Genomic DNA, 18,020 nt, shown 5'->3' on the forward strand with positions numbered 1-18,020 from the left:
CGGAAACGATGGCCGAACTGAAACCGCTGATCGCAAAGGTCGCAAACGGGGAAAGCCTGAACCGTGAGGAATCGCGGGCCGCTTTCGACATTCTGATGTCGGGCGAAGCAACCCCGTCGCAGATCGGCGGTTTCCTGATGGCACTGCGCGTGCGCGGCGAGACGGTGGACGAGATTGTCGGCGCCGTCTCCTCCATGCGCGCGCGCATGCTGCCGGTTTCGGCCCCCGAAAACGCGATCGACATCGTCGGAACCGGCGGTGACGGCATCGGCACCTACAATATCTCGACGCTCGCCTCGATCATCGTTGCCGGCACGGGCCTTCCCGTTGCCAAGCACGGTAACCGGGCGCTAAGCTCCAAATCCGGCACGGCAGATGCGCTGTCCGCACTCGGCGTGAAGCTGGATATCGGCCCTGACCTTATCGCCCGCTGCATCAGTGAGGCAGGACTCGGCTTCATGTTCGCGCAGCTGCACCATTCCGCCATGCGCCATGTCGGTCCAAGCCGCGTCGAACTTGGCACGCGCACCATCTTCAACCTGCTCGGCCCGCTTTCCAACCCGGCGGGCGCGAAGCGCCAATTGCTCGGCGTCTTTTCGCCGCGCTGGCTGGTGCCGCTTGCCGAAGTGCTGCGCGATCTCGGCTCGGAGAGCATCTGGGTCGTACATGGCGACGGCATGGATGAAGTCACGACGACAGGCGTCACCCATGTGGCGGCGCTTGAAAACGGCAAGATCCGCACCTTCGACCTGACGCCGAAGGATTTCGGTGTTGAACCCGCTTCCATGGCAGACCTCAAGGGTGGCGACGGCATTGCCAATGCAGCGGCACTTCGCGAGGTTCTGTCCGGCAAGCGCAACGCCTATCGCGACGTATCGCTGTGCAACGCCGCGGCAGCCCTCGTCATTGCCGGCAAGGCCGAAACGCTTGGCGAGGCGATGACGACCGTGAGCCAAGCGCTCGACAGCGGCGCGGCGGCGGCAGCGCTCGACCGCCTGGTCGCCGTCTCCAATGAAACAGTCTCCGGGCAGGCCGACCACTAAAAGGAATGAGAGCGAAACCATGAGCGACATTCTGAAAAATATCGAGATCTACAAGCGCGAGGAAATTGCCGCCGCCAAGGCCAGGGTTTCACTTGCCGATCTCAAGGCGATGGCCGCAGGCCAGACTGCGCCGCGCGGTTTTTACAAAGCGCTGCGAACAAAGCAGGCTGAGGGCAAATTCGGTCTGATTGCCGAAATCAAGAAGGCCAGCCCCTCCAAGGGGCTGATCCGCCCGGATTTCGATCCACCGGCACTGGCCGCCGCCTATGAGGCTGGTGGCGCCGCCTGTCTTTCCGTGCTGACGGACACGCCGAGCTTTCAGGGTGCGCCGGAATTTCTGACGGCTGCCCGCAATGCCTGCACGCTGCCTGCGCTGCGCAAGGATTTCATGTTCGATACCTATCAGGTGCATGAGGCCCGCGCCTGGGGCGCGGACTGCATCCTGCTCATCATGGCGTCTCTTTCCGACGATGAGGCGAAACGCCTTGAAGACGAGGCTTTTTCACTCGGCATGGACGTGCTGGTCGAGGTGCATGATTCGGAAGAAACCGAACGGGCGCTGAAGCTCGCCTCGCCGCTTCTCGGCATCAATAACCGCAATCTGCGCACTTTCGAGGTCAGCCTCGAAACCAGCGAGAAACTGGCTGGCCTCGTGCCCGCCGATAAGCTGCTGGTCGGCGAAAGCGGCATCTTCACCTATGAGGATTGCCAGCGCCTCGAAAAGAGCGGCATCAGCACCTTCCTCGTCGGCGAAAGCCTGATGCGCAAGGACGATGTGACAGCAGCTACCAAAACCCTGCTAACCGGCCAATCCGGCGTTCTGGCGGCGGAATGATGCGCCGATGAGCGAGGCGACAAAGCTCACCCATATCGATGCGAGCGGCGAGGCCCATATGGTCGATGTCGGCGACAAAGCCGAGACCGTCCGTGTCGCCGTTGCCGAAGGCTTCGTGAAGATGAAGCCGGAAACGCTGGCGCTCATCCGCGATGGCAACGCCAAGAAGGGTGACGTCATCGGCACAGCCCGGCTCGCGGGCATCATGGCAGCCAAGCAGACGGCAAACCTCATTCCGCTCTGCCACCCGCTGATGCTGACCAAGGTGGCGGTGGACATTACCGAAGACGCTGCCCTGCCTGGCCTGCGGGTAGAGGCCATGGTGAAGCTTTCCGGCAAGACGGGCGTGGAGATGGAGGCGCTGACCGCCGTGTCCATCGCCTGCCTGACCATTTACGACATGGCCAAAGCCGCCGACAAGGCGATGGAGATCGTCAATATCCGCCTTCTCGAAAAGAGCGGCGGCAAGTCGGGCGATTTCCGGCGACAGGAGACCTGAATGAAGCCACTGCTGCCCGTGGATGAGGCCGTAACGCGTCTTCTGGATGCGGCGGTTCCTGTGGTTGACAGTGAAACCCTTCCGCTCGCCGAATGCGATGGCCGCGTCCTTGCGGCTGACCTTGCGGCGCGTCTGACCCAGCCGCCTTTCGATGCCTCGGCCATGGACGGCTATGCGCTGCGCAGTGCCGATGCGCCACAAATCGGGTCAGTCCTCACCGTCATAGGCCAGGCTGCCGCAGGCCACGCTTTCGCGGGCACGGTGGGTAAAGGCGAGGCCGTGCGTATCTTTACCGGCGCACCGGTGCCAGCGGGTGCGGATGCCATTCTCATTCAGGAAGATGCCGAGCTTCTCGGCGAGGGCAGAATCCGCACCGCTTTCGACATCACCGCCGGGCGCCACATTCGCCCGCGCGGACAGGATTTTGCCGAGGGCGACACGGTTTTGAAGTCCGGGCGCGAACTCGGCTTCACCGATCTTACCGTTGCGGCGGCGATGAATCACGCAACGCTTGCCGTCTATCGCAAGCCACTGGTCGCCATCCTTGCCACCGGCGACGAATTGCTACCGCCCGGAAGCACGCCCCTTCCCGCCCAGATCATCGCCTCGAACACCTTCGGTGTCGCCGCACTTGCGCGGGCAGCCGGTGCCGAGGTTCTCGATCTCGGCATTATACCCGACAACGACACGCTGATCCGCGCCGCCATCGGCAAGGCTGTCGCGGCAAAGGCCGATGTGCTCGTGACGCTCGGCGGCGCCTCTGTCGGCGACCATGATCTCGTTCAGGCGGCGCTTAAGGCCGAAGGCATGCAGCTCGATTTCTGGCGCATTGCCATGCGTCCTGGAAAACCGCTGATGGTGGGTGCCATCGATGCCATGCAGGTTCTGGGCCTGCCAGGAAATCCAGTCGCGAGCCTCGTCTGCGGCCTGCTGTTCCTCGAGCCACTGCTCCACAGAATCGCCCGCCGCATTCCGCCGCAACGCGTCACCACAGCCCGAACCGCCACACCGCTGAAGGCGAACGATCACCGGCAGGATTATCTTCGCTCCCGTTTCAGCGCCGATGACAACGGCGCTCTGGTGGCGCAAGCCTATGCCAAACAGGATTCATCCATGATGAACATACTGGCACATTCAGACGGCCTGATCGTGCGCCCGCCAAATGCGCCGGCAGTTGACGCCGGTGCGGAATGCTCGGTGATACGGCTTAGAGCCTGACGGGACATATTCCGGCGGCAGACAAAACAACGCATTGTTTCAAAATCTTGCGCAATTTTCACCGCAAGTAGTCACAGAAATGAGACGAGCTGCAGCCACTTCTGTTGAGACGACGTAATAAAAACTGTAACGTTGCTGTATCCGGACACGCGCGAAGAAGTTCGTTGCTTATAAGCGGCGTCTTGCCAGATGAAAAACTCCGCGCCCCAACCAACTCCCGACTATCACCCTGCGTTGTTGTGCCGAAATAAATCACCCGAAAATCACTATCGGGATTGACAGAATAAATACGAAGCTGGCACCAAGACGAGCAGTAGAAATCAAAAAACTCCGGAACTTCCTGGAAATGAGAATTACTTATAATTATCAACTAAATAAGATAAAAATTGCCGAAGATCAAATTTCAGGGAATAAAAATTAGTTTCCCATAAATTAAGCTTTTCAAAACGGCCTACATAATAATAATCATAGTCGATAAGCAGACTCACTGGAGTTTCTTGATGAACACGGCATCCACGCCCAAATCCACGGGGCCCGACATCGCCGGGCAGATTGCCTATGCCATGCGGAGCATGGGTGTGTCGCCGATCCCGCGCAACTATAGTCTTTTTTACGAAGCCTATATCGGCTCGAACCCGGCGCTGACGAGGGATCTGGCGGCACTGGGAAACCGGGTGACGCAGGAGGATCTAGACGAACTGTCCACGCGGTACGGGGAAGGCAATCCCATCGCCTCGATCGACGACGCGCACGAGAAGCTGCGGCGTGAACTGGAGGCGCTTCTCGGAACGCTGAGGCGCGAACAGTCCTCCATCGAGAACTACAACAGAATTCTCGGCGAAACCCGTCAGCGCATTGACGACAAGACCGTATCGAGCACCAATATCCTGAAAAATGCGGTCTCGCTGCTGGCCGAGGCCACCGGCTCGAAAATCATCGATGGCGAAAAGGCGTTCAACGACGTCAACCGCCATGCCGAGGAAATGCAACAGGTGCGTCTGGAGCTGGATGAATACAAGCGCATCGCCAATACCGATTCGCTGACGCGCCTTTCCAACCGTCGCGCTTTCGATGACAGGCTGGCCTCCGTGTACAACAGCTCCATCGGCCTGCAATATACGACGCTCATCCTGCTCGACATCGACCATTTCAAGCGGATCAACGATACGTTCGGCCACCCGGTCGGCGACAAGATACTGGCCACCGTCGCCTCCGTCATCCGCGCCAATGTCCGCAAGGACGGCTTCGTCGCCAGAAGCGGCGGCGAGGAATTCGCCATCATTCTTGATGGCAACACGCCGGAAGAAGTCATGGTGATCTGTGAGCGCATCCGCCTGTCGCTGGAAAGCACGCCGTTCCGCAATTCAAGATCGGGCGCCGACTACGGTACGGTGACGATCTCGATCGGCTTCGCCTCCGCCTCGCAGGCAAACAATCCGGGCGAACTTTACGGACATGCCGATATGGCACTTTACCACGCCAAGGAAACCGGCAGGAACCGTTCCGTCATTTACGAGGACGGCATGCAGAAGAACTATATCGGCAAGAACTGGCTGATTTATCGGACGTGAGAAGGATGGCGCCGGTTAGTGAGCATATTGAATGCAGTGCTCCCTCCGCCCCCACGCCCTGTTGCGTGAGCACCTGTTGCTGCGGCAAAAGACACGTCACCACATGGTCTTCGCCGCCCGAACCGCCCATTCGCGGTCATAAGTCTCCTGATCGAACTCCGCCTTGGCGGCTTTGAGCAGGCTGCCGGGTGTGGGCAGTGACGCGGGTTCCACGAAGTTATCGGGGTTCCACAGTTCCGAGCGCATCAAGGCCCTCGCGCACTGGAAATAGACCTCGTCGATTTCGACCACAATGACGGTGCGCGGGTGTTTTCCGTCCATTTCGAAGCTTTGCAGCAGATCAGGTGCGACCGAAACGACAGCGCGGCCGTTGATGCGCATCGTTGTATTCGAGCCCGGGATCAGGAACATCAGCGCCACGCGTGGATCGCGGACGATGTTCAAAAGCGAATCGACGCGGTTGTTGCCGCGCCAGTCGGGCAAAAGCACCGTCCTGTCGTCGGCCACCCTTACCACACCGCCCTTGTCGCCGCGCGGCGAACAGTCCATGCCTTCCGGCCCGACAGTCGCCAGCGCCAGAAATGGCGAAGCCTCGATCATCTGCCGGTATTCGGCGGTCAGCGTGGCTGTCACCTTCGCGATAGATGCCTCGCTTGTGCCATCGTAGATGGCCTTCAATTCCTCAACCGTGCGAATGACCGTCATTGTGCGCTCCAACTCCTGCAATCAATCTGCCCCACCCATAAATCAGGGCGCGTTATTCCTCTGCCGCTTCCGCTTTTTCCCGCTCCGCCCGCTCGCGCGCGGTGCGTGCAGCAACGAGGTCCGCCGGCTGGGAATTGCCGCGGATCAGCGACCGGCCCGCATAAATACCGCCGACGACTTCCATCGCGAAACGTTCCTCGTCGCGGTCGCGGAACTCCTCCACCAAGCGGGCAGCATCTTCACGCTCCTCGCCCATGGCGCCAAGCACTTCCTCGCTGAAATTCATCGCCGATTCCAGAGTCTCGCGGATCTGGTAATCCACGCCGGCCTTCACAAGATCGATTGCGTGGCCACGGTCATAGGCACGGGCAAGAACGGGAACCAGCGGAAACTCATGCTTGACGATCTCCGCGATCCGCACAGCGGCTTCCTTGTCGTCGACGCAGATCAGCACCGCACGCGCGGTGCTTGCCCCGGCGGCATGCAGGATTTCCGCGCGTGAGCCATCGCCATAATAGACCTTGAAACCGAATTCCGCAGCATCGCGCACAAAGTCGGCATCCTTGTCGATCAGCGACAGCGTGTAGCCACGCGCGAGAAGCGGCTGGCTGACAATCTGGCCGAAACGCCCGAAACCGATCAGCAGAATGCTGCCCTCGACATTTTCCGGCACGTCGAGATCATCGGTCTTGGGAACGGCCGCCGGCACCAGCCGGTCGTGCAGAATGACCATCAGCGGCGTCAGCACCATCGAGATGATGATGGTCGCCGTCAGGATGGCGTTGGCTTCGCGGTCGAGGATGCCGGCGCTGACAGCGGCAGAATAGAGCACGAAGGCGAATTCACCACCCTGAGCCATCAAAACAGCCCGCTCCAGGCTTTCGCGCCTGGTGGTGCCGAGCGCCCGCGCCACGCCGTAGATCAGGAATGCCTTAAGCAGCATGTAACCTGCGACGCTGACGACCACGAGCTGCCAGTTCGACGCAATGACGGCAAGATCGATCGCCATGCCGACGCCGAGAAAGAACAGGCCGAGCAGAATGCCGCGAAACGGCTCGATATCTGCTTCCAGCTGATGGCGGAACGACGATTCGGACAGGAGCACACCAGCCAGAAACGCGCCCATCGCCATGGAAAGACCGCTGACCTGCATCAACAGCGCCGAACCGAGCACCACCAGCAAAGCGGCGGCCGTCATTACCTCGCGCGCACCGGACGCCGCCAGCAGGCGGAAGAACGGGTTGAGAAGATAACGCCCGGCCAGAATGAGCGCGCCGACGGCGGCAAGCGCGATGCCGACGGAAATCCAGCGCTCCGAGGGTGTGACGTGCTCGCCACCAGCACCGAGGAAGGCAACGAGCGCCAGAAGCGGCACGATGGCGAGATCCTCAAACAGCAGGATGGCGATGATGCGCTGGCCCTTGAGGCTGGACATGCTGTTGCGTTCCTGCAGCATCTGCATGACGATTGCCGTGGAAGTCAGCACGAAGCCGGTACCGGCGACAAATGACATGATGAGCGGAAAGCCGAGACTGACGCCAACCATCGTCAGACCCGCCATACAGACCAGCACCTGCAGCGCGCCAAGCCCGAAAATATCCTGCCGCATGGACCACAGCCGTGACGGCTGCATTTCAAGGCCGATGATGAACAGGAACATCACCACGCCGAGTTCGGCGATATGAAGGATCGCCTGTGAATCGGAAAAGAAGCCGAAGCCATATGGCCCGATCACCAGGCCGGCGGCCAGATAACCCAGCACCGAACCGAGGCCGATGCGCTTGAAAATCGGCGCGGCCACCACGCCCGCCGCCAAAAGCACGACCACCTGGGCCAGATCATTCCCGTTCGCTTCGACCGCCACACATCACCCCGTTTAAATTGATAGAACGAGGGTGTTCCCTCCCTCACTTCCTAGCGCATCAGTATGAAAATCGAAAATGATTTTACAGAAGGACGATGCGCAGATTCAACGGGTTATTTGTCCATAAGGCATGCGGGCTTCAGATGCCGCTGCCCTTCTCCCCTCATTCCCGTGCTTGTCACAGGAATGAGGGTGGGGAGTGTCCGCAGGCCTTGCGCCCGCCTACCGGGATAGCGGTTCCCTGCTCAAGCCCTTTTCGGCGAGCTGTCGCTCATAATCGGCAAACGATGCGTCGCCGGTCTCTCCCAGTTCCTTTAGATATCTCCAGGTGAAGATGCCGCTGTCATGGCCGTCGTCGAAGACGATGCGGACGGCATAATTGCCCGTCGCCATCATGGAGCGGATCGTCACGTTGCGCTTGCCGGGAACAGTGACCTTCTGGCCCGGCCCGTGGCCCTGCACTTCCGCGGAGGGTGAAAGCACGCGCAGCATCTCGGCACCAAGCCGATAGACGCTTCCATCATCGAAGGAAACGGTCAGTTGCCGCCGGTCTTTCGACACAAGCAGTTCAGTCGGCCAGGCATCACTCATTTTTCACTTCCGCAAGCTCGTCTTATGCGTCAGAATTACGGACTTGCCTCGCGATAGGCAAGTCACTACATCACCTGTAAAGCACATGCCCGGCAATCTTGTGCCCGGCGCATCGCGCAGTGAGGACGGAGACGTGAACAGTTTCCCCGGATCGCTCGAAAGAGCGCAGTCCCTGACGGAAAACAAAGCACCGATGGTGGACCCTTTCGGCCGGTCCATAACCTATCTGCGCGTTTCCGTGACAGACCGCTGCGATTTCCGCTGTACCTACTGCATGTCCGAACACATGACCTTCCTGCCGAAGAAGGACCTTCTGACGCTGGAGGAACTCGACCGGCTCTGTTCCGTCTTCATTCAAAGGGGCGTGCGCAAGCTGAGGCTGACCGGCGGCGAGCCGCTGGTGCGCAAGAACATCATGATGCTGGTGAGGAACCTCGGCCGCCATATTGGCACCGGCGCGCTGGATGAGCTGACGCTGACCACCAACGGTTCGCAGCTTGCGAAATTCGCCGCTGAACTCGCCGATTGCGGCGTGCGGCGCATCAACGTCTCGCTCGATACGCTGGACCCGAAGAAATTCCGCGAGATCACCCGCTGGGGCGATATCGACCGTGTGATGGAAGGGCTGGATGCCGCGCAGGCCGCCGGCGTCAAGATCAAGCTCAATGCTGTCGCGCTGAAGGACTTCAACGAGACTGAAATTCCCGAGCTGATGCGTTTCGCCCATGGTCGCGGTATGGACCTGACTGTCATCGAGACCATGCCGATGGGCGAGATCGAGGAAGATCGTACCGATCGCTACCTGCCGCTTTCCAGGCTGCGCGCCGATCTGGAACAAAGCTTCACGCTTGTTGACAACGACTACCAGACCGGCGGCCCTGCCCGCTACGTGACGGTGAAGGAAACCGGCGGCAGGCTCGGTTTCATCACACCCATGACCCATAATTTCTGCGAAAGCTGCAACCGCGTCCGCCTCACCTGCACCGGCACGCTCTATATGTGTCTCGGGCAGGACGATGCCGCCGACCTTCGCACGGCGATGCGCGCTTCCGACAGCGACGCCTATCTCTCGGGCGCCATAGACGAGGCCATTCTGCGTAAGCCGAAAGGGCATGATTTCATCATTGACCGCACCCACAAGCGCCCCGCTGTCGCCCGCCATATGAGTGTGACCGGCGGCTGAACCTGTTTCTCGTCCACCCACCCATTTAAGCGGTTGAAATGCCGGCTTGGCCGTGTCAGGTCTCTTGGCATGGAGGAATGCGCGGTCCCGCCCGGCGGGCGACCCCTGAGAGGAATTTGGGGTTAGGCTGCGCATGGTCTGGGACAGTATGAAATGGCATTGACGGACAATACGCGCGGCGCCCTTCTGATGGCGCTCGCCATGGCAAGCTTTACGGCCAACGACGCCCTGACGAAATCCGTCACCCCCTACATCAATACCGGCCAGATCATGTTCGTGCGCGGCATCATGACGGTCGTGCTGATCTATATTGCCGCCCGGCACTTCGGCGCGCTCCGGCCGCTGAAAACCCTGATGCGCCCCATCATCATCCTGCGCTGTCTCTGCGAAGTGACAGCCGCCGTTCTCTATCTGACGGCGCTTGGACTCATAGAATTTTCCAACGCCTCGGCCATATTGCAGTCCCTGCCGCTGATCGTCACGCTGGGTGCCGCACTGTTCCTGCGCGAGCCCGTCGGCTGGCGGCGCTGGGCGGCGATCATCGTCGGCTTCATTGGCGTGCTCGTCATCATCCGGCCCGGCCCGGAAGGCTTCACCTCAGGCGCGCTACTGGTCGTCGCCTCGCTGGCGGTCACCGCCGCGCGTGATCTTCTGACCCGCAAGATGTATGCGGATGTCCCCTCGCTTGCCGTCACCTTCGTTACCGCATCCGTCAACATGGCGGTGGGTGGCTTGCTGATCCAGCCCTTCGGCGGCTGGCAGCCCATGAACTTCATGATCCTGTCGCATCTGGCCGGTTCTGCCGTTCTGGTGCTGGTCGGTTACCAGGCAATCATTCTGGCAATGCGAACCGGCGAAATCTCCTTCGTCGCGCCATTCCGTTACACCAGCCTGCTCTGGGGCTTCATGATCGGCGTGTTCTTCTTCAACGAAAAGATCGACAGTTTCACGATCGTCGGCGCCATGATCGTCATCGGCTCGGGCCTCTACACCTTCTACCGTGAAAGCCTGCGCAAGCGCTCGCAGATGGCCAAGCGCTCCGCCGCAACGCCCACTGCCGCGACCACCGTGCGGCCAGCTTCCGTAACGAAAGCTGCCTTTACGGAAAAAGCGGGAGAATGACATGAAAAACGCCCGCTTTCTGGATCGCACCACCCCGCCCCACATCATCACGCTCGTCGTTATCGCCGGCGTCGCGGCGCTTTGCATGAACCTGTTCCTGCCCTCGCTTGCCGCGATGGCGCTCCATTTCGAGACCGATTACGCCGTGATGCAATTTGCCGTGTCCGGCTATCTTGCCGCCACCGCCTGCCTGCAACTCCTCATCGGCCCGCTATCCGATCTCTTCGGACGCCGACCCGTCATGCTTGCCAGCATCGGGATGATGATCGTCGCCACGCTCGTCTGCATGCTGGCGCCAGATATCACCGTCTTCATGTTCGGGCGTGTGGCGCAAGCGGCCGTCGTTTCCGGTTTCGTGCTGGCGCGCGCCATCGTGCGCGACATGGTCCCTATGGAACAGGCCGCTTCGATGATCGGCTATGTGACCATGGGCATGTCGGTGGTGCCGATGGTCGGCCCAACGGTTGGCGGTCTGCTCAACGATATCTCCGGCTGGCAGGCCAGCTTTGCGCTTCTTGCCCTGCTCGGGGTCGGCATTCTGGTGCTCGCCTGGTTTGATCTCGGCGAAACCAATCACAACAGATCGGCAAGCTTCTCGCAGCAGTTCCACGCCTGGCCGGAACTTCTGCGCTCGCCGCTCTTCTGGGGATATGCGCTGACCTCGACCTTCTCGTCGGGCATGTTCTTTTCGTTTCTAGGCGGCGCACCCTTCGTCGGCAGCGTGCTTTATGGCCTTGCACCGGCCATGCTCGGCCTGCAATTCTTCTTCATGGCCAGCGGCTACATGCTCGGCAACTTCGTCTCCGGCCGTTATGCGAGCCAGATCGGCATCACCCGCATGATGCTGTCGGGCAATGTCGTCGCCATCGCCGGCATTGTCGCAGCCATAGCGCTGATCTTCACCGGGGCGGAAAGCCCCTATGCGTTTTTCGTGCCGCTTGCGCTCATTGGTGTCGGAAACGGTGTGACCCTGCCAAGTGCCAATGCAGGCATGGTCAGCGTCCAGCCGCATCTGGCAGGCTCCGCCTCCGGTCTTGGCGGCGCCATGACCATCGGCGGCGGTGCGGCACTTTCCGTGCTTGCCTCCTCGGTTCTGTCCAAAGAGGACGGAACCTGGCCGCTTCTTCTCGTGATGCTGGCGACCGGCCTTGTCGCTCTCCTCACCACCTATATCGTAAGGCTGCAGGAAAAGCGGCAATGACGGCGCGATTTGAAATACCCGGTCTTGTGCTTGCCGGCGGCCTGTCGCGACGGATGGGCACCAACAAGGCGACCGTGATGCTGGGCGACGAACCGCTGCTTTCCCATGTCGTGCGCCGCATCGCGCCACAGGTGTCGGATGTCACCATCAATGCCGTTAATGGCTGGGCCAAAAGCTTTGGCCTGCCGTTGCTGCCTGACACCGTGAACGGCCATGCCGGGCCGCTCGCCGGCGTTCTCGCCGGCATGCGGCATTTCCAGAACCATCACGTCCGGAAAAGCCACTTCCTGACAGTGCCCGCCGACAGCCCGTTCTTTCCCGAAGATCTCGTCGACCGCCTCTGCGAACACATGGCCGAAGATGCAATCGTCATCGCCGCCTCCAGCGGCCAGTTGCACCCGGTTTTCGCGCTATGGCCCGTGGCGCTCGCGGACGATCTGGAGGAATGGCTGAAGAACGATGCAAACCGGCGCATCCGCGCCTATCTTGCGCGACACGTCACGATCGGTATCGCCTTCCCGCCGCTGGAAACGGCCAAGGGCAGCCTCGATCCGTTCTTCAACATCAACACGCCGGATGAACTGGCGCTCGCTCGAAGCTATCTGGAGAGCATGGAACCATGATGAGCCAGAAGGTCTTCGGTATTGCCGGCTGGAAAAACTCGGGCAAGACCGGCCTTGCGGTCCGCATCGTCACCGAACTGACGGCCCGGGGCTATAGGGTCTCGACCATCAAGCATGCCCATCATGATTTCGATATCGACAAGGTCGGCGCCGATAGCTGGCGTCACCGTCAGGCGGGCGCGCACGAGGTCACCATCGTCTCCGGCACCCGCTTTGCCATCATGCATGAATTGCGCGGCGAAGCCGAACCGTCCTTCGAGGAAATCCTCGCCCGCCTCGCCCCTTGCGATCTCGTACTGATCGAGGGTTACAAATACGAGCCGGTGCCGAAGATCGAGGCGCGACGGCTGGAAGCTGCCAAGACCGAACCGCTTGCCGGAAGCGATCCGCACATCATCGCAATTGCCGCCGATCACGCTGTGACCGACACCACTCTTCCCGTCTTCGACCTCGATGATACCGCCACGATTGCGGACTTCATCGAAAAGACGGTTGGGTTGGTAAGGGCGTAACTGCCGTTTCGACAACCTCCTCTCCTCCGTCATCCTCGGGCTTGACCCGAGGGCCCGCAAACCGACCGCACCATGGATCCTCGGGTCAAGCCCGCGGATGACGTCGAATGTGTGAGGACGCTTGGCCTACCCCAAAAATGAAAAAGCCGGGCGTTCGGCCCGGCTTCATCATTCCTTGAGACGCAATACCTATTCAAGGAAACCGGATGGGTTCACCGGCGTCGCATCCTTGCGAACTTCAAAGTGAACCTGAGGACGTTTGGCGCTGCCGGTCATGCCTGACGTGGCAATGGTCTGGCCGCGCTGAACCTTCTGGCCGCGCTGCACGTCAAGATTGGCGGCGTTGCCGTAAACGGTGACCTTACCGTCGTCATGACGGACGAGAACCGTATTGCCGAGCTGCTTAAGGCCATTGCCCGCATAGATGACCACACCGTTCTCGGCGGCCTTGATTGGCGTGCCTTCCGGAACGGAGATGTTGATGCCATCGTTGCGGCTGCCTTCGACGTTGTCGCCGAAATTGTTGATGACGGCGCCACGAACCGGCCAGCGATATTTGCCGATGCCCGTGGATTCCGGAGCGAGCGAGGCCATATCGGACTTCTTCTCGATATCGCCGACGCTTGCCGTTGCGGCAGGAGCGGACGGTACGGTCGCAGCTGCGGCAGGAGCCTTGTAGGGTTCCGGCTTGGCGGATGCGGTTTCCACTGCCTTGGCCGCTTCCTTTGCAGGTACGGAGGCTGTCTTGATGGCGTCGGTCGAAGCACCCGGCATGGCGAGTGTCTGGCCGACACGGATGCTTTCGGTGGAAATACCGTTCGCGGCCTTGAGGGCTGCAACCGAAACGCCGTTTTCACGGGCGATCTTTGCCAGGCTGTCGCCCGGCTGAACCTTGTAACCACCGGCTGGCGGCATAGGCTTGCCACCGGGAGGTGTGAGCTTGCCGTTTTCAGCCGAAACCTTGTCGCGGGCAACACTCTGCGAGGGCAGCACGGCTACCTTCTGGTCTGGACCGCGCAGCGGGTTCGGCTCGTCGCCGTTGCGGTTGAGCGCAATGTCACCAGCCGCAGCCTTGGCGGCATTGCGGACCTGACCGAATTTCGGAATAAGGATCGACTGGCCAGCCTGCGCGGACGCCGCGGTTTTCAGACCGTTGACCCGCAGCAGTTCCTTTTCGGGAACGCCGTAACGGTTGGAGATAGTCGCGATGCTTTCACCCGGACGCAGCGTTACAGAAGAGGCGCCATCCGTATGCCAGCCGTTCTTGTCGGAACGGACGGTTGCGGTGGTGAGATTGTCGGCGACGGGAGCGGCAGCCTGCTGTGCAGGTGCTGCGAGAGACGGAGCGGCTGGTCGTTGTGCGGACGGGAAAGGCTGGGCCATGGCTTCGTTGCGGGTCGACGGGTCGCGGCTTGCCACCGCCGGCGGAGCCGACAGCTCGGAGCGCTGCACCGGAGAGGCCGAAGCCGATCGGGCCGTCGAAGGCTGAACGCCACCGCCATAACCGCCGGAAGACGGATAGGAGTTGGCCGCCATGTTCTGATTGGCGTAGCCGCCCTGGGGTGCCGCAGAGGCATAACCACCGTTCATGTCGCCTTGCGGGACCGGGGCCTGCCCATAAGCACCGCCGCCCTGGCGGGCTGGAATTGACGCTGTCGTCATCCGATCCGGTCCACTGGAAAAGAGGCCGCTGAACCGCGTTGCATCCGAGCTACAGCCCGTTGCGACGCTTGCCAGCAATGCCGCTGCGAACATTTTTGCGACTGATTTTCCGATTTTAGACGAATGTCTCATACGCATAACTCGATCTACACTGACGCCAACCCGCCGCATCGAGGTCGATCCGGCACAAATTTCACTTCTTGCAAGGCCCATTTCCCGATCCCGGGAAAACCATGCGTCGATGTTTATGATTAAAGCGCGTTAGTGTTACCACGCCGTTAAAACGTTAAGCCGCTCGGCGCTTTTTTGACACTTCGATAACCATGACGAAAACGGCATGTGTCATGTCGGAACAATATTATGATGGAAAATCAGTTGGTTGTGATGATTTAGAATATTCTAAGACGAAAATTAATCGCCTTCGATATTTTCATTTTGTCACAAATGCCGGGCAATATGGCTGCCAAGCGGCAGATAGGGCGTCTCGAACAGCTCTTCCTTCTCGAAGCGGCTGCCGGTCTTGGAGAAGCGCGTCATCACGCAGCGCCCGTCTTCCAGAATGATCGGCGCGATCATCATGCCGCCGGAGACGATCTGCTCGGCGAAAAAGCGGGGCATGGTGGTAAAGGCGGCGGTGGCGACGATTCGGTCGAAGGTGCCCTCGCCCACCAGACCGTTGCTGCCATCCGCCTGGCGGATGACGACATTGCGGATGGAAAGATCGTCCAGACAGTTCTGCGCCTGCTGCACCAGTGTCTTGTATCGCTCCAGCGAAAAGACCCGCTCCACCCGGCGCGCGATGATCGCCGTCATGAAACCGCTGCCGGTGCCGATTTCCAGCACGCGCTGGCCCGGCTTCAATTGCAGGCGGGCCAGGATTTTCACCGCCATGTCAGCGCCTTCCATGAAGGCGCCGCAGTCGATCGGGATTGTACGGCTGGAATAGGCATCAGCGGCGAATTGCGGCGGCACGAATCTGGAGCGCGGCGTCTGTTCGACCGCCGTCAAAAGGTCGAGATCGGAAATCCCCTCGCCCCGCAAGCGGAGAACGAGAGCGGCAAAACCTTCCTTTTCAACCATTGCGGATTTCAATCGGCGACTCCGAATCCAAGTGCTTGCGCAACCCGATCCTTGACCGTGTAATCCGTAAGGTCAAGCTTTAGCGGCGTGACCGAAATCTTGCCGTGCTTCAAAGCGTGGATATCCGTGCCCTCGCGGAAGGTGCCGAGGCGTTCGCCAAAGCGCAGCCAGTAATAAGGAAGACCGCGGCCATCCTGGCGTTCTTCTACCGTCAGGCCGAAATCGAGCTTGCCCTGCCCGGTGACGGATACACCCTGCACATCATCAGGTGCGCAATTGGGGAAATTGAGATTGAGGAAGGTGCCATCAGGCAATTCCACATTCATTAGCTTGCGCAGCAGATCCGGCGCATGGGTCTCGGTCACCTCCCACGGCACGACGCGGCCTTCGGAATGGCTGAAAGCCTGGCTGAGTGCGAAGGAGCGCACCCCTTGCAACGTACCTTCAATGGCGCCGGCAATCGTGCCGGAATAGGTGACATCGTCAGCCATATTGGCGCCGGCATTGACACCTGAGAGTACGAGATCGGGCTTTTCCGGCAGAACTTCACGGATGCCCATGATGACGCAATCGGTCGGCGTACCGCGCAGCGCGAAATGCTTGTCGGAAACCTTGCGCAGCCGCAGCGGCTCGGAGAGAGTAAGGGAGTGAGCAAGACCGCTCTGGTCGGTCTCGGGCGCCACGATCCAGACGTCATCGGACAGCGTTCGGGCGATACGTTCCAGCACCGCCAGCCCTTCGGCATGGATACCGTCGTCATTGGTCAGCAAAATCCGCATGTTTCTCTCTCCGCTTTTCATATCTTCCGGGACGGAGCATCCTCCCCACCGGCAGTGAGGCGTGCAGTTCTCTCAACGTCATCCTCGGGCCTGTCCCGAGGATGACGTCGGCGTAATTGGAAGATTCTCCTTCCAATAGCACGACGCTGCTCTCCCTCAGGCCGCCTTCTCGATCCGTGTCAGACCGCCCATATAGGGCAGCAGCACGTCTGGAATTGTGACGGAACCGTCGTCGTTCAGGTAATTTTCGAGGACCGCGATGAGGCAGCGGCCGACGGCAGTGCCGGAGCCGTTCAGCGTGTGCACGAACTTCGTCGCCTTGTCGTCCTTGCCGCGATAACGCGCATTCATGCGCCGCGCCTGGAAATCGCCGCAGACGGAGCAGGACGAAATTTCGCGGTAGGTGTTCTGGCCCGGCAACCAAACTTCCAGATCGTAGGTCTTGCGCGCGCTGAAACCCATATCGCCGGTGCACAGCGTCATGGTGCGGAAATGCAGGCCAAGACGCTTCAGCACTTCTTCGGCGCAGGCCGTCATGCGCTCATGCTCGGCAACAGCACTTTCCGCGTCGGTGATGGAGACGAGTTCGCATTTCCAGAACTGGTGCTGGCGCAGCATGCCGCGTGTGTCACGGCCGGCAGAGCCCGCTTCCGAACGGAAGGACGGCGTAAGTGCCGTGAAGCGTAGCGGCAGCTTTTCCTGCTCGAGAATTTCGCCGGAGACCAGGTTGGTCAGCGTCACTTCCGCCGTCGGGATCAACCAGCGGCCATCCGTGGTCTTGAACAGATCCTCGGAAAACTTCGGCAATTGCCCGGTGCCGAACATCGCCTCATCGCGCACCATCAGCGGCGAAGAGACTTCCGTGTAGCCATGTTCCGAGGTGTGCAGGTCGATCATGAACTGGCCGAGCGCCCGTTCCAGACGCGCCAGCTGGCTGGTCAGCACAGTGAAGCGCGAGCCGGAAAGCTTGGCAGCCCGCTCGAAATCCATGTAGCCGAGCGCTTCGCCAATCTCGAAGTGCTCCTTTGCTTCATGGTTCCAGCCTGGCTTCTGGCCGACCACGCGGGTCACCACATTGTCGTGTTCGTCCTTACCGTCAGGAACATCGTCGAAAGGTATATTTGGCAGGCGCGACAGGGCGTCGTTAAGCTCGGCGGTGACCTGGCGGTCCTCCTCCTCGGCGCGCGGCATGTTCTCCTTGATGTCGGCGACTTCCGCTTTCAGCTTTTCCGCCAGCTCCATGTTCTTCTGCGCCATGGCGGCGCCGATGTCCTTGGAAGCGGCATTGCGACGCGACTGCATGTCCTGCAGGGACTGGATGACGGACCGGCGCTTTTCGTCGAGAGCGATCAGGCTGCTTGCGGCAGGCTCTGCGCCGCGCCGTGCAAGTGCTGCATCAAAGGCTTCGGGGTTTTCGCGTATCCATTTAATGTCGTGCATCGTCGTTCCAGACTATTGTTGGTCGCTCGCGTTTTATCAGCAAAACGCCGGGCGAAAGGCCCGGCGCGAGGAGATTTGATGAGCAGGAAGAC

The 18,020-nt window shown here is 60.4% G+C and carries 17 protein-coding genes; 10 read left to right on the forward strand and 7 right to left on the reverse strand.

Annotation, left to right across the window (positions count from 1 at the left end; all coding sequences use genetic code 11):
* Positions 1–8: 8 nt before the first annotated feature.
* The 5 genes from trpD (at position 9) to G6L97_RS06625 (ending at position 5,166) form a co-directional block, all read left to right on the forward strand.
* Entirely contained in the window at positions 9–1,043 is a 1,035-nt protein-coding gene (gene trpD / locus G6L97_RS06605; RefSeq protein WP_013636264.1) for an anthranilate phosphoribosyltransferase, read from the forward strand.
* 19 nt (positions 1,044–1,062) lie between these two features.
* Positions 1,063–1,878 (forward strand): indole-3-glycerol phosphate synthase TrpC, encoded by an 816-nt coding sequence (trpC, locus tag G6L97_RS06610; RefSeq protein WP_111782472.1) that lies wholly within the window; start codon positions 1,063–1,065, stop codon positions 1,876–1,878.
* Positions 1,879–1,885: 7 nt separating this feature from the next.
* A complete protein-coding gene (gene moaC / locus G6L97_RS06615) occupies positions 1,886–2,377 on the forward strand; it encodes a cyclic pyranopterin monophosphate synthase MoaC (RefSeq protein WP_003515564.1) in 492 nt (163 codons plus the stop codon).
* Positions 2,378–3,595 carry a molybdopterin molybdotransferase MoeA gene (locus G6L97_RS06620; RefSeq protein WP_111782471.1) on the forward strand — a complete coding sequence of 406 codons (1,218 nt, stop codon included), beginning with the start codon at positions 2,378–2,380 and terminating at the stop codon, positions 3,593–3,595.
* A gap of 500 nt (positions 3,596–4,095) precedes the next feature.
* Positions 4,096–5,166 (forward strand): GGDEF domain-containing protein, encoded by a 1,071-nt coding sequence (locus G6L97_RS06625; RefSeq protein WP_013636267.1) that lies wholly within the window; start codon positions 4,096–4,098, stop codon positions 5,164–5,166.
* A 96-nt stretch (positions 5,167–5,262) separates the two neighbouring features.
* Here G6L97_RS06625 and G6L97_RS06630 read toward each other — a convergent pair whose 3' ends face one another.
* The 3 genes from G6L97_RS06630 to G6L97_RS06640 all read right to left on the reverse strand — a co-directional run bounded on the left by G6L97_RS06630 (position 5,263) and on the right by G6L97_RS06640 (position 8,326).
* Positions 5,263–5,871: a pyridoxamine 5'-phosphate oxidase family protein gene (locus G6L97_RS06630; protein WP_003515570.1), complete on the reverse strand. Its 609-nt coding sequence runs from the start codon at positions 5,869–5,871 to the stop codon at positions 5,263–5,265.
* Positions 5,872–5,923: 52 nt separating this feature from the next.
* Positions 5,924–7,735, reverse strand: a complete 1,812-nt coding sequence (locus G6L97_RS06635) for a monovalent cation:proton antiporter-2 (CPA2) family protein (protein WP_019566167.1) — start codon at positions 7,733–7,735, stop codon at positions 5,924–5,926.
* Between the two features lie 222 nt (positions 7,736–7,957).
* A complete protein-coding gene (locus G6L97_RS06640) occupies positions 7,958–8,326 on the reverse strand; it encodes a gamma-butyrobetaine hydroxylase-like domain-containing protein (RefSeq protein ID WP_003515573.1) in 369 nt (122 codons plus the stop codon).
* A gap of 85 nt (positions 8,327–8,411) precedes the next feature.
* Here G6L97_RS06640 and moaA point away from each other — a divergent pair, with 85 nt between their 5' ends.
* The 5 genes from moaA (at position 8,412) to mobB (ending at position 12,967) form a co-directional block, all read left to right on the forward strand.
* Positions 8,412–9,509: a GTP 3',8-cyclase MoaA gene (moaA, locus tag G6L97_RS06645; RefSeq protein WP_174002814.1), complete on the forward strand. Its 1,098-nt coding sequence runs from the start codon at positions 8,412–8,414 to the stop codon at positions 9,507–9,509.
* A 153-nt stretch (positions 9,510–9,662) separates the two neighbouring features.
* Positions 9,663–10,631, forward strand: a complete 969-nt coding sequence (locus tag G6L97_RS06650; RefSeq protein WP_111782470.1) for a DMT family transporter — start codon at positions 9,663–9,665, stop codon at positions 10,629–10,631.
* A 1-nt stretch (position 10,632) separates the two neighbouring features.
* Positions 10,633–11,832: a multidrug effflux MFS transporter gene (locus tag G6L97_RS06655; protein ID WP_080798394.1), complete on the forward strand. Its 1,200-nt coding sequence runs from the start codon at positions 10,633–10,635 to the stop codon at positions 11,830–11,832.
* Complete coding sequence (mobA, locus tag G6L97_RS06660) at positions 11,829–12,455, forward strand: molybdenum cofactor guanylyltransferase MobA (protein ID WP_111782469.1); 627 nt, start codon at positions 11,829–11,831, stop codon at positions 12,453–12,455. The genes G6L97_RS06655 and mobA overlap by 4 nt, the downstream gene beginning before the upstream one ends.
* Complete coding sequence (gene mobB, locus G6L97_RS06665; RefSeq protein ID WP_013636274.1) at positions 12,452–12,967, forward strand: molybdopterin-guanine dinucleotide biosynthesis protein B; 516 nt, start codon at positions 12,452–12,454, stop codon at positions 12,965–12,967. The genes mobA and mobB overlap by 4 nt, the downstream gene beginning before the upstream one ends.
* Before the next feature lie 189 nt (positions 12,968–13,156).
* Here mobB and G6L97_RS06670 read toward each other — a convergent pair whose 3' ends face one another.
* The 4 genes from G6L97_RS06670 to serS all read right to left on the reverse strand — a co-directional run bounded on the left by G6L97_RS06670 (position 13,157) and on the right by serS (position 17,928).
* The gene (locus G6L97_RS06670) at positions 13,157–14,722 is read right to left on the reverse strand and encodes a LysM peptidoglycan-binding domain-containing M23 family metallopeptidase (RefSeq protein ID WP_019566161.1); all 1,566 of its coding nucleotides are present in this window, start codon (positions 14,720–14,722) and stop codon (positions 13,157–13,159) included.
* Between the two features lie 345 nt (positions 14,723–15,067).
* Entirely contained in the window at positions 15,068–15,709 is a 642-nt protein-coding gene (locus G6L97_RS06675; protein WP_029658770.1) for a protein-L-isoaspartate(D-aspartate) O-methyltransferase, read from the reverse strand.
* Positions 15,710–15,717: 8 nt separating this feature from the next.
* Complete coding sequence (surE, locus tag G6L97_RS06680; protein ID WP_003515592.1) at positions 15,718–16,488, reverse strand: 5'/3'-nucleotidase SurE; 771 nt, start codon at positions 16,486–16,488, stop codon at positions 15,718–15,720.
* A gap of 156 nt (positions 16,489–16,644) precedes the next feature.
* Entirely contained in the window at positions 16,645–17,928 is a 1,284-nt protein-coding gene (gene serS / locus G6L97_RS06685; protein ID WP_025593635.1) for a serine--tRNA ligase, read from the reverse strand.
* Positions 17,929–18,020: the final 92 nt, after the last annotated feature.

This window comes from Agrobacterium tumefaciens, from assembly GCF_013318015.2.
Lineage (GTDB): Bacteria > Pseudomonadota > Alphaproteobacteria > Rhizobiales > Rhizobiaceae > Agrobacterium > Agrobacterium tumefaciens.